We start from the raw sequence: 19718 nt of genomic DNA, 5'->3' as shown, positions 1-19718 counted from the left end.
GATGCATCATAAGTGGCGTTCATCACCACTTATGATGTCCTATTTTTGAAAGGGAGTTCCAATTTTATGAAAAAGAAAAAAATCTGGCTCGCGCTATTTTTACTAAGCCTAGTCTCGATTTTAGCGATGAGCGGTTGTGGTAAGACAGCTAGCGATGATATTGGTAAAACAAGAGTAGCCAATAATTTAGAAATAACATTGGCAGATATTCAATTGAAAATTAGTAATAACGATAAAAAACAGATGATACAGCTCGATTTTGCTGTAAAGAATACAGGTAAGGAAGAAGCTGGTGCAGGTGCTGGGGACTTCGTTATTCAGACAAAAGATGGAAAAAAACATGCGATGTATGGTTTAAACGCTAAAAACTTTGGTGATGAGATTGCCGCTGGTAAGACGTTAAAAGGACCAGGGTTCTATGAGATACCTACGGATCAAAAGGAAGTTACCGTAATATATGAGCCGTATTCACAAGAAACGACGGAAAATGTGACATGGACAGTTACAATTCCGACCAAATAAAACGAAAGGTGGGAGCAACTATATGAAAATTACGGTTATCGGCCTAGGGTATATTGGTTTGCCTACCGCGATACTGTTGGCGAAATATGGGCATAAAGTGACGGGTGTCGATTTATCACCATGGATGACCACGCAGTTAAATGCAGGACTCATTCATATTGAAGAGCCTGGTTTGGAACAAGATTTAGAAGAAGTGCTATTGTTGGGAAATTTCTGTGCAAGTACACAACCTATAAGTGCGGATGCCTACATTATCGCTGTCCCTACACCAAATAAAGCTGATCAATACCAATCGTGTGATACGAGCTATATCGAAGCTGCTTTGATGAGCATTTTACCATATGTGAAAGCAAACGATACCATCATTGTAGAGTCAACAATTGCACCGCGTACGATGGTTGACGTGGTCCAACCGATGGTTGAAAAGAACGGTTTTAGAGTAGGAGAAGACATCTTTTTAGCGCATTGCCCAGAACGTGTTTTGCCGGGAAATATCATGCATGAGTTGATACATAATCCACGTATTATTGGTGGAATTACTGATGCTTGTACTGAAAAAGCCGCAGCAGTTTACGGGACTTTTGTGAAAGGCGAAATGATAAAAGCGCAAGCGGGCGAGGCGGAACTTAGTAAATTAATGGAAAACACGTATCGTGATGTGAATATTGCACTGGCCAACGAACTTGCTAAAATTAGTGATCATTTAGGTATCGATGCATTGCGCGTCATTGAAATGGCGAACAAACATCCACGTGTGAATGTACATCAACCCGGTCCAGGCGTGGGTGGACATTGCTTAGCGGTGGATCCATATTTTGTAATTGCAGCTGCTCCTGAACAATCTCCGTTGATGCAGACAGCGCGCGCCGTCAATAATAGCATGCCAGCCTATGTTGTACAACAAGTCCAGATCTTAATGGCAGAGCGAGAAGGGAATCAAGTAACCCTTTTTGGATTGACGTATAAAGGAAATATTGATGATGTTAGGGAAAGCCCAGCGATGGAAATTAGGGACAGACTAGATGAAGCTGGTTTTGAAGTGCGTGTCTTTGATCCGCACGTAGCCGAACTGCCGCTAACTGGAGAAGAGGCCTGTGAAGGAAGTTCTCTTATTCTGGTGTTGAGTGATCACGACGAGTTTCGTAATATCCCAACAAGTTATACCGATAGAATGCGTGATGCGACAATACTCGACACGAAAAATATTGTTCAAAGCGTTGGTACAAAAGTGAATTATGTGAACTATGGCAATTTATATAAAGCAAAAAAGGCACAACAAGTCGCTGGGGTTCAAGGTTAAAGCAAAAAAAATAATCTACGGTAAACAGTTCGACAAAGAACATAAATCTAAACGTTGCGTAAAGTAAGAAGTAGATGAAGTGATTCCTACTAGACATTCACGGACTAAAAAACTATAGATAAAAAAGTTAGCGACATCGAAATGATGCGTAGGAATCTCTTGTGACAATATTAAACACTCGTTTTGAATTTATGTATAATAACCCATTCGAAAAGAAATGAAAGAGAAGTGGTGTAAAACGGTGAATATCGAAAAGAAAATTGACATGAAAATGCTTGTGCAGTATTTGAAACGCTATGCCATCTTGTTGCTTTTCATGACAAACGTTGGTATTGCAGGGTCATATATATGGGTAACGCAAATGGCAGTTCCGATGTACCAAGCGAGTTCGGACATACTTGTGAAACCGCAGAAGCTTGCAGAAGATGATATTAAGCTGGATGCGAACACAAATAATCGGCTAATTAGCACGTATACGGGCATTTTGAAAAGTAATTACATCATCGATAAAGTAAAAGCAGATTTGGATTTAAAAGCTAAACCAGAAATTTTGGCGCAAAAATTTAGCAATAAAAAACGAAAATGACTCACAAATTATTTCCGTAGCATATACGGCTGACAGCGCTGAAAAAGCAATCAAATTTGTCAATAATACGGTGGCGACGATGCAACAAGAAGTTGGGAATCTTATCGAGGACAACACCATTGTGATTTTATCAAAAGCAGTAGAAGGTACCATCGTGAGTCCGAATAAAAAGATGAGTTTGGCGATGGGCGCATTTATTGGTCTCATGATCGGTGCGGTTATCATGTTTATCCACGGCTTTACCAATGTTACGATTCGCGAAGATACAGATATTCAGGAAGTAACCGTGATTCCGGTGTTGGGAGAGATTGAAAAATGGTAATGAAAAAACAAGTGAAAAAAAGATCGCTCATATTGGATGAAAAAGGAAGGGTACCAGAACAATTTCGTAATATCCGAGCCTCGATTCAGTACATCGCTGATAAGAAAAAAATCAAAACTATCATGGCAACTTCTTGCAGGCAAGGCGAGGGGAAATCTTCTATGATTGCCAATTTAGCGATGTTTATGTCCAAAAGTGGCAAGCGAGTCCTTTTGATTGACGGCGATTTACGATTACCAACCATCCATCGAATTTTTAACTTGAAGAATTATGTTGGGTTATCGGATCTTTTGAAAGATCACCAATTCGATAAGTATGAAGGTATTCAAAAAATTGATGATCATCTAGATGTGATGACGAGTGGTGGTTCACCGTATAACCCATCTGAGTTATTGAGCGATAGTTTGTTACCGGAGCTTTTGAAAGAGTATGAGGAAATATATGATTTTATTTTTATTGATGCGCCGCCTATTGGCTTGTCGGATAGTATTATCATCGCTAACTATTGTGATGCGACGGTTCTTGTTTTAGAGAATGGGAAAACGACGAAAACGCAGTTAAAAGAATGTATCGAGAAGTGTAAAATGCAAAATATTGATGTTCTAGGAATTATTCGTAACAAGGTACAACGCCGCCGTAACGATTCTAACTATTACTACAACTATGTGAAAAGGTAAGGGGGAAAGGATCGGATGTCTATTCGAGTCGGCAAGTTATCCGTGCTAGTAGGAATTATTTTATACATCATTAGTCTTTACATCGCCTACATTTACCTCATATCGCCATCGTATAGCTACTATCGGCTCGTCAACCTTCATCCGCCATTGTGGATCTGCCTAGTATCTAGCGTATTGGCCTTTTTACCAGCAACATGGTCGGAATATCGAACGAAAAGGCCATCGCAAGTTATCTATTGGATACTCTATGTTTTCGCCTATATACCAGTCATGCTGATACCAGATTTTGTTCGAGAGACGCCATTTGATGCTTTTTTCATCTTCAAGTTAGTGTTTTTGCTGTGCTTAGTTATTCTTTACCTCGGTGGAAAACTACCGCTCATTAAAATGAGAGAATGGAACATATCGCAAAATTTAGTTCAGGTTGGTATCGTCTTTTTCACGATGTTGTTATATGCGATTATGATTCAGACTTTCGGATTTCGCATCGATGTGGTGTCGTTTAAAGAAGTGTATGATGTTCGCGAAACTTATCGGGGAGAGGCTAATCGTTTCTCTGGATACGCCGTCGTTTGGCTTTCTAAAATTATGGATCTCTTTTTAGTCACATTAGGTGTCTTGAAGGGGAATATTGTGCTCATCGGCGCTGGAATCGTTGGTCAAGTGTATGTTTACTCGGTTACTGGTCATAAAAGTGTTGCCTTATCGTTGTGTTTACTTGCGGTTGTTCTGTTTTGTTTGCGGCATCGAGGTGCTAAATTTGGCGTCAGGTTTGTCTGGATGATTCTCTTTCTCGTTGTGTTTTCGATGGTTTTCGATATGCTTAGCGGGAATATTACGCTCACAGAAATTTTCACGAGACGTATGTTATTTCTGCCAGGCGCACTATCTAGTTTCTTTTTCGACTTCTTCTCCACGCATCCGAAAACTTATTTAGGGCACTCCATATTTCGCGGCTTGGTCGATTATCCTTATGACGCGAATCCTAGTTATGTCATCGGATTTAACTATTTTGGTTCAGAGCAAATGTCGGCGAATGTGAACATGTGGGCGGACGGATATTCGGCATTTGGTTACATCGGTATGATCCTATTTACCATTTTACTCACGGTGGTTCTGTGGATTTATGATAGTATTTCGGCGAATCGTAATTTTGTTATTAGTGTCGCGTTGATGGTCATGCCAGCTTGGAGTTTGGTAGATAGTTCGTTCATTATCGCGCTCATGACGAATGGTATTTTTATCGCGATGGGGTTGAATTATTTATTCCGGACGAGCGAGGAAATGCAAAGGAGGGAGAGCTTTGAGTATCAAAAAAATCATCTGGACGCTGTTTAGTGGCAATGCTTTTGCGCAATTGCTGATGATTGCTTTTGCGCCAATTATTGCAAGGCTTTATACAGCGGCGGAATTCGGCATCTATGCGGCGTACGTGACGGTCATTACAATCACGGTGAAAGTCGCTAGTCTCGGGCTCGAAAAGGCGATTCCATTAGAGCGAAACCGAGTACAGGCGAAAAAATTAATGCATATCAATCAATCTTTGGCGATCTTGATAAGTCTAGTGATTTTGCTGGTGTATCTTGTTTTTGGCGTTAGTGTTTTGAACTGGGTAGGGATCTATCCGGCCTTGTGGGAGGCGATCTTGCTCTCCGTCGGGATTGCGATGACGAGCTTAATTCAAATTTATAATTACGAAAATATGAACCGAGAACAGTACCGCATGTTGGCGATGACACGAGCGCTACAGAATGGATTTACTGGGCTAGCACAGATCGGTTTTGCATTTTCAAACATCATGAAAGGGCTAGGATTATTGCTCGGTGATGTGATTGGAAAAGGAATTAGTGTTTTGATATTATCTCGCGTTTCGAAACAAGAGGTTACAAATCGTATCACATGGCGCGATGCGCTAGGATTGCTTAGCAAATACAAGCATTTTATTATTTTCTCGATGCCGGCAGGATTGATAAATACGCTTTCGTTACAACTTCCATTGCTACTCGTGTTAGCCATTTTCGGCGCGAATGATAGCGGGCAGTATGCGTTTGTGCAGCGTGTGATAATCGTACCAATTTCGGTTTTAGCGATTACTTTATCTCAGTTTTTTTATAGCGTTGCAGCGAAGGAAATTGGAGAGAATAAAGCAAAAGTTTACGAATTATATGTGAGTTTGACGAAAAAATTAGCCTATTACTTAACGATTCCATTTTGTATTTTTGTGTTTTTTGCACCGCCTATTTTTCAAGTGCTTTTTGGTGAGGAATGGTTGTTAGCAGGACAATTAACACAAGTTTTGGGTGGCATGTTCTTAACACAAATAATTTGTAGTGCCACTTCGCAAATTCTTTATTTGATGGAACGGCAAAAACTACAAATTGTATTGGAGCTTATCAAACTGGTTCTTGTTATCGCTATTTTTGGATGGATGCAGCGCGATTTTTTACAGACGATGCTCATATATGGGAGCGTTATTGCTAGTTTCAATCTTTGTTTATGGTTTATTGGGAGGCAACTTTTGAAGTCAGAGGGGGATTTGTCATTGGAAAAAATGAGAAATGAAGATATATGTTCGCTGGGAAAACAGAGAGTATCATGGATGACCGTTTGTGTGAAGCGATTAGTAGATATTATTTTGAGTGTCATTGGTATTATTTTAGCAATGCCGATTATGTTGCTAACCGCCTTGTGCATTAAGTTAGAGGACCCCGGACCAGTGCTATTCGTGCAGACGCGTACGGGGAAAGCGGGAAAAGCGTTCTCGATTTATAAATTCCGATCGATGCGTGTGCGTGAAATGTCCGGTGAGCATGAGTATGACTGGGAGCACGGAGTTCCTGACACGTTTGTTTTTAAAAATGTGATGGAGGAAAATCCGAATGTGACGAAAGTTGGCGCGTTTATCAGGCGGACGAGTTTGGATGAGTTGCCGCAATTTTTCAATGTATTGATGGGAAATATGAGTTTTATTGGACCGAGACCGGAAATACCAGCGATTACGTCGTGTTATTCGGAGCAGCAGAGAAAACGTCTGGAAGTAAAGCCGGGGATTACGGGATGGGCGCAGGTAAATGGGCGAAGTTCCATGACGAATGGGGAAAAGATGCGACTGGATTATCATTATGTTGAGAATTTTTCGTTGTGGCTAGATATGATTATTTTGATGCGAACCGTTGTGGTCGTATTGAAATCACGGGATGCGGTTTAAGAGATTATCGAAAGTGGGAAAAATCATGAGGAAAAAACGTATTTTAATAACAGGTGGTTGTGGTTTTATTGGTTCCCGGGTGGTTCAGAATTTACTTGCAACGCCACATGAGGTTTTTGTGATGGATGATTTGAGTAGTGGTCATCGATCGGCTATTCCTGAGATGTTGGTGGATTTGAAGGTTTGTGATATTCGGAGTGACGCCGCGCAGGAGTATATTAAGGAGATAGCGCCGCATTTTGTGATTCATTTGGCTGCACAGATTGATGTACAGGTGTCGCTGGAGCAGCAGCAATTGGACGCGGATATTAATATTATGGGAACGTTGAACGTGATGGAGGCTTGCAAGGAATTAGCAGATTTTGAACGGTTTGTATTTGCTTCATCGGCAGCGGTTTATGGGAATAGCACGGAGTTGCCACTCATGGAGGATGCCGCGCCAATGCCGATTTCACCGTATGGCATGTCGAAATGGATGGGGGAGCAATATTTGGAGTTAAACAATGAGATGGTGGATTTTCCGTATTGTGTCCTCCGATTTGCGAACGTTTATGGCCAAAAAGAGACAGGAGCAAAGGATGTTATTTCTGATTTTTGGGATAAAATGATACATGAGAAAAGTCCGATTATTCATGGAGATGGGGAGCAGACGCGTGATTTTGTTTATGTGGCCGATATTGCGGAAGCGCTCATTTTAGCTTTGAATGTTCGGAAAAATGGAATTTATAACATTTCTACAGGTGAGCAGACGTCGATCAATGATGTGTTATCGGTGATGAGCGATTTATTACAAGTGACGGTGGTACCGGAAAATAGAAGGAATCGGATTGGGGATGTGCGTGATAGTCGTCTTTCTAATGCAAAATTTCAAGAGGTGACGGGTTGGCGGCCGCAGTACACGTTGGCGAAGGGCTTAGAGCAGATGCATTTGGAGAAGCAAGAAATGGTACTGGTGAAATAGAGGATGCGAAGGAGAGGAATATGAATATAGTTGTAATTGGTACAGGTTATGTTGGGTTGGTGACTGGGACGGCGCTTGCGGAAGTAGGGCATCAGGTGACATGTGTAGATTTGGATACGGCAAAAGTGGTGCGAATGCGTGATGGCAAGTCGCCGATTTATGAGCCAGGGTTGGAGAGTTTGATGGGCAATAATATTTGGAATGGGCGATTAGCGTTTGAGACGGAGTTGCGTGATGCTGTAAAGGAAGATAGTGTGTTCTTTATTGCGGTCGGGACGCCCCAAAGTGCGGATGGTTCAGCGAACTTGGATTATATTTTGGCTGTAGCTCGTGATATTGCGCCATTTGTGTACGAGGAAACGGTCGTTGTGACGAAGAGCACGGTTCCGGTTGGGACGAATGATTTAATTGCGGATACGATTGCGATGACTTGCGGGACTCGGCCGATGATGGTTTCGAATCCCGAATTTTTGCGGGAGGGTAGCGCGATTCATGATACGTTTTATGGTGATCGGATTGTTGTGGGGACGGCGCACGAGGAAGCGGCGAGCGTGATGCGAGCAATTTTTGAACCGTTTACTGTGCCGATTTTTGAGACAGATATTCGTAGCGCTGAGATGATTAAGTACGCAGCGAATGCTTTTTTAGCGACGAAGATTAGTTTTATTAATGAGATGGCGAATATGTGTGAATGGAAAAATGCAGATATTGAAGCTGTGAGTGCTGGTATTGGCATGGATAAAAGGATTGGGAGTCAATTTTTGCGGGCCGGGATTGGTTACGGTGGTTCGTGTTTTCCGAAAGATACGAGGGCGTTGATTGCGATGGCGCGCGAGGAGGGGGAGAACTTGCCGTTATTGGATGCTGTCGAGGCAGTGAATGCGGTGCGTTATGAAAAAGTGATGGAGAACTTATTGACGATTCACCATGATTTACGTGGGAAAAAAATAGCAGTGCTGGGATTAGCGTTTAAGCCAAATACGAACGATATGCGCGATGCAGCCTCGATTAAGATTATTACACAATTGTTGGATGCTGGCGCGAATGTTGTGGCGTACGACCCAGTTGCAACGAAAGAGGCGCGTCCATTGTTGCCGAACTCGGTGGAATTGTACGATAAGATGGAGCCTGCTTTGCTTGATGCAGAGGCGGCTATCATTGTGACGGAATGGTATGAGGTGAGGCAGCTTGATTTGGATGCTTTAAAAACAATGATGCGTGTACCAATTATCATCGATGGACGAAATTGTATGGATCAAAAGCAGATGAAAGAAGCGGGAATTATGTATCACTCCATTGGACGGAACAATCATGATAAAATACCGGTTTTGAGGTGATTATCTTGGTTATTGTCGTTAGTGTTGTCGTATTATTTATCGTAGGAATCTTCCTGTATTTCTTTTTCTATCAGGCAAAAGGGATTGTGCGAATTAAACGGTTGCTTGTATTGAAGGAGAATTATGCGGCTCGGATACAAGGAAAGAAGTGTTTAATCGTGGGAGGAAGCGACGTATTGTACAGTTTTGATACAGCTCTTTTGAATGAGCAAGAAGAACTGTCTCATGTGAATTTTGGCTTAAACGTTGGTTTGGGCATGCAGTTTATCCTCGATACAGCGATGAAAAATGCAAAATCAGGGGATAAAATCGTACTTTGCCTCGCTTATTCGCTTTATTATCGACCAAATCATGATATTTTTGCGTATGAGTATTATCGGATGTACAACCGACACAAATTGAAACGTTTTTCACCAAAGATGCAAGCCTACTATTTACTTGCTAATTTAAGATTAAATGTAAAATTTGTCGAGAAAAAATTTGATATTAGCGAATGTGGGGCCTATCAGAATATCGCGATTTCAGATTTAGATTCCAGCAAGAATAAGCCGTTACGCTTTCCAGATCATTTTGAGGAGACAGAAGCGATTCAAGCGTTGCATCGTTTTATAAGTATGGCGAAAAGGCGGAACATCGAGGTTAAACTAACATATCCCAGCACACTCGAATTTGATACGTATGAAAATTCTAGTTATATCGCTGATTTAAAAGCATATTTGGAGTCTAACTTTACGGTCATCGGTGCGCCAAATGATTACTTTGTACCGCTTTCAGAGATTGCCAACTCTGTCTATCATGTCAATCAAATAGGGCAGAGGCGGCGAACGGAACAATTTTTGCGAGAGATTAACAATAGGGAACGGATGTCTATATGAAACAGAAGATTACGATGTTACTTTTTAATAATTTCGCGAATGATGCACGAGTGTACAAGGAAGGAAAAGCGTTGTCGGATGCAGGGTATCAGGTCGATTTGATATGTGTGCAAGAAGCGGGAAAAGCGATGTTACCGCTCAACGAAGAGGTACAACAAGGTTTTCAGGTGACGCGAATTGGTGGTAGACAAGGGATGATTTGGATTCTGTGTCTTCTTGTAGCCATACTTGCTCTGAGCTTATTCTCAGGAGGGCTGATTGCAACCACACTAAGCGCCTTACTTCTTGCAACATTAGCGATTCCAAAAGTTAGGCGACTGCTGCAAATGGGATTACTTATCGTTGAAATGACATGCGTCGCTCGCAGTAGGAAGCCCGATTTTTATCATGCGCATGATTTGAATACATTGCCACAAGCACATATTGCCGCGAAATGTCGCTTGAAAAAGAAGCCGCTTATCTATGATTCCCATGAAGTACAGACGAGCCGCGAAGGTTACCATCGCACGATTCACGGCTTTATCGAAGCTGTTTATATCAAGACCGTTGACTTCATGATTGTTGAAAATGATACCCGAGCAAAATACAACGATAAAATATACGGTTTTCTGCCCGGCGTGTTGCATAACTATCCCGAGCTTGATGGGACACCAACAAATGTCATATCACTGCATAACACATTAAATCTACCAAAAGATGAACGCATTCTACTTTATCAAGGCGTTATCAATCCAGGTCGGGGTTTGGAAAAACTAGTAGCTGCAGCGCCATTCTTCAAAAAAGGAACACTTGTCTTTATCGGAAACGGCCGTCAAAAAACAGAACTGGAAGCACTGGTCGCCGAACATGGTTTAGATCACAAAGTCAAATTCGTTCCTCAAGTGCCGCTTGCTGATTTAAAAAGCTATACTGAGCAGGCATATCTTGGTTTTCAAGTTTTGAACAATACGTGCTTCAATCATTATTCGGCCTCGTCTAATAAGTTATTCGAATACATTGCTGCCGCTGTACCAGTCATCGCGTGTGATTTTCCAGAAATAAAAAAAGTGGTGCAGGGCGATAAAGTCGGAATATGTGTGGATTCGCATGACCCAGCGTCGATTGCGGATGGTGTTAATGCTATCATCGAAAACCCGCATCATTACGCCGAGCTCAAGACGAACATTGCCGCGATTCGAGAAAAATACATCTGGGACAACGAGCAACATCGCTTACTCGGTTATTACACAACGTTAGGAGGAATCCCCCATCGAAAACGAACGAATTAGCATTATTATGCCAAGTTATAACAGCGCTAAAACAGTAGAGCACGCCATTCAAAGCGTTCTCACACAGACATATCAGGATTTAGAACTAGTCATCATTGACGATTGCTCTAACGACGAAACGTGTCGTATTGTCGAGAAAATAACAGATACACGAATTCGACTGATCCGGCTGAGTCAAAATGGCGGATCAGCCGTTGCGCGAAATACTGGCATGGAAGCCGCGACGGGAAGGTACATCGCGTTTTTGGACAGTGATGACAGCTGGTATCCAGAAAAACTAGCACGCCAGCACGCTTTCATGACTACAAATAAAATTGGCTTTAGCTTCACGGCTTATTATCGCAATGAACCAAACGGAAAAAAGCGTCTCGTTCCAGCTCCGGCCGAGATGACGTATAAAAAACTACTACGAAACACGATTATCGGTTGCCTAACTGTCATGATTGACCGTACCATTGTTGGTCACTTTACGATGCCGAATATCCGTACGAGGCAAGATACCGCAACATGGCTCGCCATTTTAAAAACAGGCATCCACGCATATGGTTTGAACGAAGGACTCGCGTACTACCAAGTCGAAGCAAATACATTGTCCGCTAACAAGACCAAGATGCTGCAACAAACGTGGAAGATGTACCGAGAGCAAGAAAAGCTCAACTATATTCATACGCTGTACAATTTCACAGGATACGTTTATCAAGCCATAAAAAAGCGGGTAGGTGGATATGCATGATGAAAAAACTACTAGCTAAGCTTTATTTTCAAATCATTGGGAAAACAGCGACACAGTCCAACGGGATAAAGTTACGCTACCTGCTTCAAAAAGATAGGCAGAGTCAAGATTTGCTTGTCATCTTCAGCGCTTTCCCAAGAGCTGGAATGTCTGCAACCTACAACTATGTCAATACGCTCAAAGAAGTACCCGGAAATAAGCTTTTCATTTTAGATGATTTCGGCTTCCAGAAACGAGGCGTGTATTACCTTTGCGAACAGGGAAGTTTTCAGATCCGTGATGCTGTGGAGGAACTTATCACGAAGATCACTCAAGACATGAAAGCGACACAAACCACGTATATCGGTTCAAGTAAAGGTGGATACGCAGCGCTTTATTTCGGTTTCCGATTAGGCGCTACGAATGTGATCTCTGGTGCACCTCAGTATTTTGTTGGAGAATATCTTCGAGCAGAGCCTGAACGCATACCAACGCTAACATCGATGCTTGGTGAAATCTCCGAAGCGAAGATACAACAATTAGATCATATGCTAAAGGAAGCCATTTCTGAAAAAGAAGCACCAAACATTTACCTGCACTACTCCGACAAAGAGCACACCTACAAAAGCCATATCGAACCACTTTTATCACAGTTGGCAGATGAACAAATCAAGGTTGAGCGAGACATAGAACAATACGTGTCTCATGCAGACGTACGTAACTATTTCCCACCATACTTATTGCAAATATTAGCTAAAATAAGAGGTGAGCTATCGTGAATCGCCAAGAAGAACTCCTGTCTTTATTAAATCGAGAATTCCTATCTCGGCAAGAAGCTATCGAACATTTAGGTATATCTAAACAATGCTTTCACTCCTTAGTTACTCGCGGTAAAATCACAAAAATAAAAAAAGGATCGGCTGTTCTATTTTACCGCTACGAAATCGAAATTAGAAAACAGGACGCAAGTGGACTAAGGAAAAAATATCGACCATTCCAACAGATGGAATAAGCGATGGCTAAATCAAATAATCAGTTAAGAGCCTGAATCAAAAGCATATCTGTAACTCAAAACAAGCCGAAAACGCCCCATCTGTATTTCGGATAAGGTTACACAAATCGAGCGAAAGCGTTTGTACTCAGGAGATTTTGGATAGGATTAACCGTCCACGTTGTTCATGCTTATATTGGGACTGTAACTTATTTCATATCGAACAGCCCCAATAGTGTGAGCATTTGAGAGTCGGTTTATTTGGATTATGCCTCAGATTGTTTTGTCAGATAGCATATCGGGTTTAGCCAGTATAATTTTCCGACACAAAATAGACACAAAAAAATATGTTGAGCCGCAATTGTTCTCGTGAATAATTTGCAATTTGCAAATTTTAAACGATGAAATAACGAGTTTTATATGTAAATTAGTGTTTTTTTTGTCTGTAATATTAAAAAAATATGCATTATGCTAATTAATGTAGTTCATATTTAAAGGGAGGCTTCCTATGGATTTTCTTGTGGTTCACAGTCTATTGCTTAGGGAACCTAACTTGTTGTTACCTTTGCTAGAGCTATCAAATATTGATAAGGAGGATTCGGATTGTTACCAACTTAAAGTGTTGAAAAGTCATGAAAGCCTTGATCTATCAGATACAGGCAGAGTGATTTATGTTGTAAAGGGTCATTTATTGCAACAAGTTAATAATCTAAAGCAAAATAAGCAAACCGTCAATGCTATTTGGATGGAACATGATTTTATTTTTCATAATGTTTTTCAAGCTACTCACTATGAATATATTGCCCTTGGGCATACAGAAGTAGCGATTTATGACGCCAACGTTGTATTACAGGAACTTTCTGATCAAGCTTTTTTCCCAGATCTCCTAATTGATACTTTAAAACATCAAGAAACTCTGTTTTATCAATATTCACATATGCTTACTAAAAGTGTGCAAGAAAGAGTGATAGATATTATTAAGCTACTTTCCACAAGAGAAAAAGATGGCTATCATATTCCCAAAACGGTCAATTATCTACTTCTGTCTAAATGTTGCCAAATATCACCTCATACTGCTAAAAAAGCAATGCAAGAACTAGAGTTAGCAAATAAAATCATATACAAGGATGGAAAAATAATTTTAGATCATAATTCAGATTATTCCGATTCATGAGTTCGTATAAGCTACAAAAAAACTTAAATATGGAATAGGAAGTAACATGGAAAATGTACAGTTTGATATATGAAAGACGATGAACGTTCATAGAGAGGGGTGAGACCTGAGAACAATCTCCATTACTGTAACAAAGTCTAAGAGAGAACTAGAGACAAAGGTTGAGTAGAAATCAGAAGGAGTGCTTCACTATGTTACAAACATTAGGCGTTGAAATCGATGAGGATTTTCTAAAACTATTACTTTTTTCTAATGAATCATTTGATAAATATGCAAAAAAGAAAGTGCTAACAGCTAAAACAGTTATCGATTCTAGGGTGACAGATAATCGTTCTTTCATCTATATAGAAAAAGGACTAACCAAGATTGTAGCAAGTCATAATGCGAAAGAAACGACGGTCTCATTTTCGGGTGATGGTGAATTCATTGGTTTTGCATCCTTGCTGTCCAAGGAGAATAACCAGTATGAAATGGAAACGATTTCTGAAACAACGGCCTACTTTATTGATCCGTATTTCGTATTAAATGTCATTGATGCATCTGGTTGGGGAACCTCGATTTTACTAAAATTCATTGATAATTTGACACAATCTGCTAATTATTACGGTAAGCTAAATCTTTTACGAGCGAAAGAAAAAATAGCGGCATCTTTGTTGCACCTGGAGTCTAAAAAACAAGGAGAATCAGAAGGCTATTTACCAAAAGAAATCTGTCACTATGATTTAGCTAGCTACTGCCAAATCACGCGAGAATACACAACGAAGATGCTATCCCAATTTGAAGAAGAAGGCTCATTAAACTAACGCCCAAACCAATTACAATTTTAGATAGTTGCGCACTAAAGGAGATGGTTGGCTTTGAAATAGCAGGATCTCTGCATTAATAAAAAGGGTAAATTTGGTTAATTACATATAAAATAAAACGGATAACGTATTTGATGAAGAAAAGTATGTGGGGATACGATAAAGAATGAATCCAAATGTTCCATCCAAAAGCGAGATTAGTAAAAGCATATCTATATTCCAAACGCTAAATAAAAAAGCCTATTATCCTGTTTTAATGCTACGAAATCGAAGCAGTACACAGGATAATAGAGCTTATAAGGCGGTGTTTTTTAAGATGCCTTGCACTCGCTAATAACCGCAAGAATCATGTAAAAAATCAATATCTAAAATAACAATCTTGCCTTCCTTGCTGTACGTAATGATGTTCTCTTTCTGCAATTCAGACATGACGTAAGACACACGAGTCCGACTCACATTAGCTACATTAGCCAAAATTTCATGTGTAATATATTTAGGAATGCTGTAGGTATTATCCCATGGGTTAATGCCACGGAAGCTGTGAATAATGGATAGAATATAATAGATTTTTTCTTTCAGATTTAATCCTAGCATTCTAGCGGCACTATCTTTCCAAAATAATTCACGCTGTATATTTCGGAGGAAAAGCTCATTTTTAAGGTCCTCAGGATAAGAATCTAAAGCTGACAGTGGAATCTTCAACCCGTGAATATTACCTAGTGTTGTGTATTCAAAATAATCATCAAAATAAAAAATATTAGGAAGTAAGCCGACAAAAGAATTACGCGTATAAAAATTATCATATAGCATCTTCCCTAGTGGAGAAATATGATATTTAAGTAGAACGCCTTCATGAACGAGAAACGCGTATTTCTCTAAATCAACCTGAAATAAGCTAGGTCCTTCAAAGAAAAATTCTTGGGTATCTGCATGGCTCGCCGCGTACTCTGAAAACCTAGAATTAACACGAAACAACTCTTTATGAAACTGTATAAAGTTCATTATCATTACCTCCTTGCAGATTCCAGCATGTGGCTCTTTATAGTTATTATACAACAAAGCGTAATAATAATGTTAAATTTAGCCTTTCTTTACAAACCTGCTCACAAACAAAGAGTAGCTAGATAGATACGAAGAAGTTCTGACTAAAAGCATTATGTCATCTCCTCTTGAATAAATAAATGCTGTTCTTTTTTGATGATTCTTTTTTCGTGTTTTAAGTCTAGTAAGGCTTTTTTTATGGTTGCAGGAGTGGCTTGACAGCATTTTGATAGAAGTAAACTATTGACACGTTTTGGCACCATATAGCCATCTGGATGTTTTTTTGAGAAGCGCTTCATAACATCTAAGACACGATCGCGAATATTTTTCGTCAACATGTATGAAAACTGAAAAAATTCCTCTTGTTGCCTTTTATTATAGTCAATTAAAAAATCGGGAAAAAATGGTTCTTTCGAAAGGGTATCCAAAACAAGCCGTGCGTCAAAAATAAGCTATTTCTACATCACCTATAGCTAGATACTCGTACTGGTTTTGCTGAAAAACATTATGGAAAATGACATCATTTGTCGACCAAATCGCATTCACACTTATTTTACAAATGTCCGCGTTATTTACCTGTTGTAATAAAACTCCCTTCGTAACATGAATAATTTTTTCGGTATTTGCTAAGTTTAAGGATTGATAACTTTTTAGTTTCTGAAACTGACAAACATCTGGATGCCAAGTATCAAGTTCTGTCATATCGAGCAATGCAATTAATAAGTTAGGTTTTTTAATCAATAGATCATGAACATGTAAAAAATCCATCTGCTAGAACACTCTCCATTCCTATTCGAATTTACTGGTAGTCCAATAACAGTATTACAGTAACACACATAAAGAAAGGGAATTGTAACATATGTTATCCGTATTTTGTCGTAAATAAGTTTCTATTATATGTGAATTTTTGCATTTGAAAATGACAAAATAAGATACATATTATAGAAGGGAGAGAGTTGGAATTCGTTTGAGAACGTTGCCAACACAGCGATAGTTGACGAACAGTCATGAAAAATGGCTCTTCTCAGTGTACATAACAGCCATTTTTCAGACCTGTCACTTTTGTTACAAAGCATCAGTAGGAATCGTGTTACTCTCTTCAAGGGAGGAAACAATGATACACCTATAGTTATGTAATGATGTACTAGCAACACGAAAATACCCTGATTTATCTTTGTCAATCCAGCATGCTGAAAATACTCTTTTTCCATCATACAACGTCGTAAGAAAAGCTAAAACATGGTATGAAGAGTTGGTATATCTTGTATAGAGACAAATAAAGAAAGATAAATATAGAGCAGGTATGGAATGAAAAAGCATCGTGTAACATATGTTACATCGTAAAATTAGGTTTATATATATACTAGTAATTGAGACAGGCAGTCAGGCATTAACAAATTCGAAATACCAGGAGGAAATGAATGAAGAAAAATTTTAAAAAAGCAGTTACAATCATGCTACTGTGTGTATTAGTTATTAATCAATTATCGATGCAATTAATCGCGTCAGCAGCAGGTGAAAAACAGTGGGGAAATCAATTTATAAAAACTACTACAATTTTAGATAGTAGCGGCAATCCCATTTCTGAAATCCCAGTAGATGCAGGATTCAAAGTTCGTTACGATTGGGAAATTCCTAATGATATAGATGTAGATGCAGGGGATAGAATGCAAGTAACTCTACCATCGCAACTAAAAACTGCTCAAAATGTACAGATGGATTTCAAAGATGATAACGGCATAACGGTAGCAGTTGGGCAAGCAACATCACCGGGATCACAAGAGTACAACGTTACATTCACTAACTATCCAGAAACGCGTTCTGATGTTAAAGGATATTTTGAATTTTATGTAAGATTTTCAGATGATGTAGTACCTGGGGAAGATATCGAATTAGATTTTGACATTCCTGGTGAAGGGCCTGTAACGGTTACACCAGGAGAGCCAGGTGGCGGTGGACCTCCAGGAGAGCCAGATCCGGAAGAAGTCGTACCAGATCAACAGTATAAAAGGGGTTATTTAAGTGATGATGGTAAATCGATTGAATGGTTTGTTACCTTCATCCCGCCGACATTGAAAGAGAATGAAAGTGATCCAGGATATTACAAACCATTGTACGATGTATCGATTATGGATACACACGGACCAGGACAAAAATTGATAGAAAATAAGGTTCGAGTGCGACAAGCGTTTGGTAAGTCAGGTGGACAAGCAGGTGTTGGTTTAGAGCTAGGTACATCAGATGTATTAGACTATAATCAAGCGGCGGGGACATTCCGTGTGAACCTAGACGATTTAACAGATGGATACGGTAGACAGATTATTTATAAAACAGAAATTACTGATTTAGAAAGAGAAGAATTTACTAATAACGCAACGGTAACAGCAAGAGATTATAGTAGAGATGTAGAGACGACTGTTCGTATTGAAGGCGGAGAAGGTGGTGCAGAAGGAACACAAGCAGGTTTTACTGTTGTGAAGGAAGATAATAATGGTAATCCACTTCCGAATGCGACATTTGATTTATTCCGTATAGGTACAAATGGTGATGAAAGGCTGATTGAAGCAGGCCTCACTTCCAATGAGGATGGTCGTATCAGTTATAATGGTTTGAAATTTGGAACCTATGAACTTCGAGAAACGGAAGCACCAGAAGGTTTCGTATTGTTGGAAAAACCATATCGTTTTGAATTAACTGAAGCTGGTGTGAAAGAGTTAACGGAAGCTATTATTAACGTACCCGAAGAAACGCCAGTAGGATCTGTAGAATTAATCAAATATGATGAAGCAGACGAAAGTAAGGGCCTAGAAGGAGCAGAGTTTGATTTATTCAGCGGAACACCAGGATCAGGAACACGAGTAAGCAGCCATACAACAGATAACACAGGAGCGTTCCAAGTGAAAGACTTAGAATTTGGCGACTACTACTTTGTAGAGACGAAAGCACCAGCAGGTTATGAGTTGGACGCAACACCAAGACCATTTACAATTGGAGAAAAGGAAGTAACGGTAGCATTTGAAGTACAGGTTTCTAATAAGAAATTAGAAGAGCCAGTAGGATCTGTAGAATTAATCAAGTATGATGAAGCAGACGAAAGCAAGGGCCTAGAAGGAGCAGAGTTTGATTTATTCAGCGGAACACCAGGATCAGGAACACGAGTAAGTAGCCATACAACAGATAATACAGGAGCTTTCCAAGTGAAAGACTTAGAATTTGGTAGCTACTACTTTGTAGAGACAAAAGCACCAGCAGGTTATGAGTTGGACGCAACACCAAGACCATTTACAATTGGAGAACAAGAAGTAACAGTACCATTTGAAGTACAGGTTTCTAATAAAGCAATCGTAGATCCAACAATCCAAACAGTAGCTTTTGAAACAGGCACAGAAAGTAAAATTCTTTTACCAGGAGAAGCAGCTAAAATTAGTGACCGCGTTTCTTATAACAACTTAATTAAAAATAAAGAATACCGCTTAGATGCAACGCTTTTAACAAAAAATAGCGCCTTGCAACTAACAACAGGACAAAAACAATTCACCGCAGCCAACGCAACAGGTCAAGAAGTAGTAGACTTAGCAGCTTTTGACGCGACAGCTCTACGTGGACAACAAGTTGTCGTATTTGAGCAACTGATTGATGTAGCATCAGGTCTTATCGTCGCAACACACGAAGATTTAAATGATGCCGATCAAACCGTGGCCTTTGCTGACCCGCGTGGTGGGGTAGAATTTACAAAAGTAGATGCAGATACGCAAAACCCGCTTGCAGGTGCAGAATTTACACTGTATGAAGGTACGTCAAGCGCGCCAGGTAATGAAGTAGGTGTCTATACAAGTGCCGCGACAACAGGTAAAGTAACAGTAAGCGACTTACCATATGGCAACTATCACTTTGTAGAAACACAAGCACCGAATGGTGGCTACATCTTAGATGGCAAGCCG

At 39.9% G+C, this 19718-nt stretch carries 20 protein-coding genes; 17 read left to right on the top strand and 3 right to left on the bottom strand.

The features are described 5' to 3' along the window. Nucleotides 1-66 precede the first annotated feature (66 nt). The 16 genes from PGRAN_RS13735 to PGRAN_RS13660 all read left to right on the top strand — a co-directional run bounded on the left by PGRAN_RS13735 (nt 67) and on the right by PGRAN_RS13660 (nt 14736). Nucleotides 67-522 (top strand): DUF4352 domain-containing protein, encoded by a 456-nt coding sequence (locus tag PGRAN_RS13735; protein ID WP_051998659.1) that lies wholly within the window; start codon nt 67-69, stop codon nt 520-522. 22 nt (nt 523-544) lie between these two features. Beyond that, a complete protein-coding gene (locus PGRAN_RS13730; RefSeq protein ID WP_036067916.1) occupies nt 545-1822 on the top strand; it encodes a nucleotide sugar dehydrogenase in 1278 nt (425 codons plus the stop codon). Between the two features lie 241 nt (nt 1823-2063). Further along, a complete protein-coding gene (locus PGRAN_RS13725; protein WP_036067914.1) occupies nt 2064-2408 on the top strand; it encodes a Wzz/FepE/Etk N-terminal domain-containing protein in 345 nt (114 codons plus the stop codon). A gap of 79 nt (nt 2409-2487) precedes the next feature. Continuing rightward, on the top strand, nt 2488-2730 hold the full coding sequence (locus PGRAN_RS13720) for a YveK family protein (protein WP_036067912.1): 243 nt from the start codon (nt 2488-2490) through the stop codon (nt 2728-2730). Continuing rightward, on the top strand, nt 2724-3407 hold the full coding sequence (locus tag PGRAN_RS13715) for a CpsD/CapB family tyrosine-protein kinase (RefSeq protein WP_036067911.1): 684 nt from the start codon (nt 2724-2726) through the stop codon (nt 3405-3407). The genes PGRAN_RS13720 and PGRAN_RS13715 overlap by 7 nt, the downstream gene beginning before the upstream one ends. 15 nt (nt 3408-3422) lie before the next feature. Next, a complete protein-coding gene (locus PGRAN_RS13710; RefSeq protein ID WP_036067909.1) occupies nt 3423-4745 on the top strand; it encodes a hypothetical protein in 1323 nt (440 codons plus the stop codon). Then, nucleotides 4711-6615 carry a sugar transferase gene (locus PGRAN_RS17645; protein WP_077914703.1) on the top strand — a complete coding sequence of 635 codons (1905 nt, stop codon included), beginning with the start codon at nt 4711-4713 and terminating at the stop codon, nt 6613-6615. The genes PGRAN_RS13710 and PGRAN_RS17645 overlap by 35 nt, the downstream gene beginning before the upstream one ends. Nucleotides 6616-6640: 25 nt before the next feature. Then, complete coding sequence (locus PGRAN_RS13700; RefSeq protein WP_036067937.1) at nt 6641-7576, top strand: NAD-dependent epimerase/dehydratase family protein; 936 nt, start codon at nt 6641-6643, stop codon at nt 7574-7576. Nucleotides 7577-7596: 20 nt separating this feature from the next. After that, entirely contained in the window at nt 7597-8913 is a 1317-nt protein-coding gene (locus tag PGRAN_RS13695; protein WP_036067908.1) for a UDP-glucose dehydrogenase family protein, read from the top strand. A 5-nt stretch (nt 8914-8918) separates the two neighbouring features. Next, on the top strand, nt 8919-9788 hold the full coding sequence (locus PGRAN_RS13690) for a hypothetical protein (protein ID WP_077914701.1): 870 nt from the start codon (nt 8919-8921) through the stop codon (nt 9786-9788). Next, nucleotides 9785-11056 (top strand): glycosyltransferase, encoded by a 1272-nt coding sequence (locus PGRAN_RS13685; protein WP_036067905.1) that lies wholly within the window; start codon nt 9785-9787, stop codon nt 11054-11056. The genes PGRAN_RS13690 and PGRAN_RS13685 overlap by 4 nt, the downstream gene beginning before the upstream one ends. A gap of 7 nt (nt 11057-11063) precedes the next feature. Continuing rightward, on the top strand, nt 11064-11789 hold the full coding sequence (locus PGRAN_RS13680; RefSeq protein WP_077914700.1) for a glycosyltransferase family 2 protein: 726 nt from the start codon (nt 11064-11066) through the stop codon (nt 11787-11789). Further along, nucleotides 11786-12547 carry a YqiA/YcfP family alpha/beta fold hydrolase gene (locus PGRAN_RS13675; RefSeq protein ID WP_051998658.1) on the top strand — a complete coding sequence of 254 codons (762 nt, stop codon included), beginning with the start codon at nt 11786-11788 and terminating at the stop codon, nt 12545-12547. Before PGRAN_RS13680 ends, PGRAN_RS13675 begins: the two co-directional genes overlap by 4 nt. Further along, nucleotides 12544-12780: a MerR family transcriptional regulator gene (locus PGRAN_RS13670; protein ID WP_241433360.1), complete on the top strand. Its 237-nt coding sequence runs from the start codon at nt 12544-12546 to the stop codon at nt 12778-12780. Before PGRAN_RS13675 ends, PGRAN_RS13670 begins: the two co-directional genes overlap by 4 nt. A 487-nt stretch (nt 12781-13267) precedes the next feature. After that, nucleotides 13268-13933 carry a cyclic nucleotide-binding domain-containing protein gene (locus PGRAN_RS13665; RefSeq protein ID WP_036067900.1) on the top strand — a complete coding sequence of 222 codons (666 nt, stop codon included), beginning with the start codon at nt 13268-13270 and terminating at the stop codon, nt 13931-13933. A 191-nt stretch (nt 13934-14124) separates the two neighbouring features. Further along, on the top strand, nt 14125-14736 hold the full coding sequence (locus PGRAN_RS13660; protein WP_036067896.1) for a Crp/Fnr family transcriptional regulator: 612 nt from the start codon (nt 14125-14127) through the stop codon (nt 14734-14736). A gap of 330 nt (nt 14737-15066) precedes the next feature. Here PGRAN_RS13660 and PGRAN_RS13655 read toward each other — a convergent pair whose 3' ends face one another. The 3 genes from PGRAN_RS13655 to PGRAN_RS13645 form a co-directional block, all read right to left on the bottom strand. Next, complete coding sequence (locus tag PGRAN_RS13655; RefSeq protein ID WP_036067894.1) at nt 15067-15738, bottom strand: Crp/Fnr family transcriptional regulator; 672 nt, start codon at nt 15736-15738, stop codon at nt 15067-15069. A gap of 152 nt (nt 15739-15890) precedes the next feature. Next, nucleotides 15891-16115 (bottom strand): hypothetical protein, encoded by a 225-nt coding sequence (locus PGRAN_RS13650; protein ID WP_036067891.1) that lies wholly within the window; start codon nt 16113-16115, stop codon nt 15891-15893. A 103-nt stretch (nt 16116-16218) separates the two neighbouring features. Continuing rightward, nucleotides 16219-16545, bottom strand: a complete 327-nt coding sequence (locus PGRAN_RS13645; RefSeq protein ID WP_036067888.1) for a hypothetical protein — start codon at nt 16543-16545, stop codon at nt 16219-16221. A 653-nt stretch (nt 16546-17198) separates the two neighbouring features. On the opposite strand from PGRAN_RS13645, the gene PGRAN_RS13640 reads away from it, so the two are divergent. Further along, on the top strand, nt 17199-19718 hold a 2520-nt coding region (locus PGRAN_RS13640), incomplete at its 3' end, for a SpaA isopeptide-forming pilin-related protein (protein ID WP_036067886.1).

This window comes from Listeria grandensis FSL F6-0971 (assembly GCF_000525835.1).
Taxonomy (GTDB): domain Bacteria; phylum Bacillota; class Bacilli; order Lactobacillales; family Listeriaceae; genus Listeria_A; species Listeria_A grandensis.
The sequence above is the reverse complement of the archived record's forward strand: the minus strand, read 5'-3'. Positions and strand labels throughout refer to the sequence as shown.

Bases quoted from the DNA above. Each gene is read 5' to 3' on its own strand.
- PGRAN_RS13720 (WP_036067912.1), top strand. From the start codon at position 2,488: ATGCAACAAGAAGTTGGGAATCTTATCGAGGACAACACCATTGTGATT.
- PGRAN_RS13660 (WP_036067896.1), top strand. From the start codon at position 14,125: ATGTTACAAACATTAGGCGTTGAAATCGATGAGGATTTTCTAAAACTA.
- PGRAN_RS13710 (WP_036067909.1), top strand. From the start codon at position 3,423: ATGTCTATTCGAGTCGGCAAGTTATCCGTGCTAGTAGGAATTATTTTA.
- PGRAN_RS13665 (WP_036067900.1), top strand. From the start codon at position 13,268: ATGGATTTTCTTGTGGTTCACAGTCTATTGCTTAGGGAACCTAACTTG.
- PGRAN_RS13685 (WP_036067905.1), top strand. From the start codon at position 9,785: ATGAAACAGAAGATTACGATGTTACTTTTTAATAATTTCGCGAATGAT.
- PGRAN_RS13650 (WP_036067891.1), bottom strand. From the start codon at position 16,115: ATGTTGACGAAAAATATTCGCGATCGTGTCTTAGATGTTATGAAGCGC.
- PGRAN_RS13715 (WP_036067911.1), top strand. From the start codon at position 2,724: ATGGTAATGAAAAAACAAGTGAAAAAAAGATCGCTCATATTGGATGAA.
- PGRAN_RS13655 (WP_036067894.1), bottom strand. From the start codon at position 15,738: ATGAACTTTATACAGTTTCATAAAGAGTTGTTTCGTGTTAATTCTAGG.
- PGRAN_RS13680 (WP_077914700.1), top strand. From the start codon at position 11,064: ATGCCAAGTTATAACAGCGCTAAAACAGTAGAGCACGCCATTCAAAGC.
- PGRAN_RS13730 (WP_036067916.1), top strand. From the start codon at position 545: ATGAAAATTACGGTTATCGGCCTAGGGTATATTGGTTTGCCTACCGCG.
- PGRAN_RS13695 (WP_036067908.1), top strand. From the start codon at position 7,597: ATGAATATAGTTGTAATTGGTACAGGTTATGTTGGGTTGGTGACTGGG.
- PGRAN_RS13675 (WP_051998658.1), top strand. From the start codon at position 11,786: ATGATGAAAAAACTACTAGCTAAGCTTTATTTTCAAATCATTGGGAAA.
- PGRAN_RS13735 (WP_051998659.1), top strand. From the start codon at position 67: ATGAAAAAGAAAAAAATCTGGCTCGCGCTATTTTTACTAAGCCTAGTC.
- PGRAN_RS13700 (WP_036067937.1), top strand. From the start codon at position 6,641: ATGAGGAAAAAACGTATTTTAATAACAGGTGGTTGTGGTTTTATTGGT.
- PGRAN_RS13645 (WP_036067888.1), bottom strand. From the start codon at position 16,545: ATGGATTTTTTACATGTTCATGATCTATTGATTAAAAAACCTAACTTA.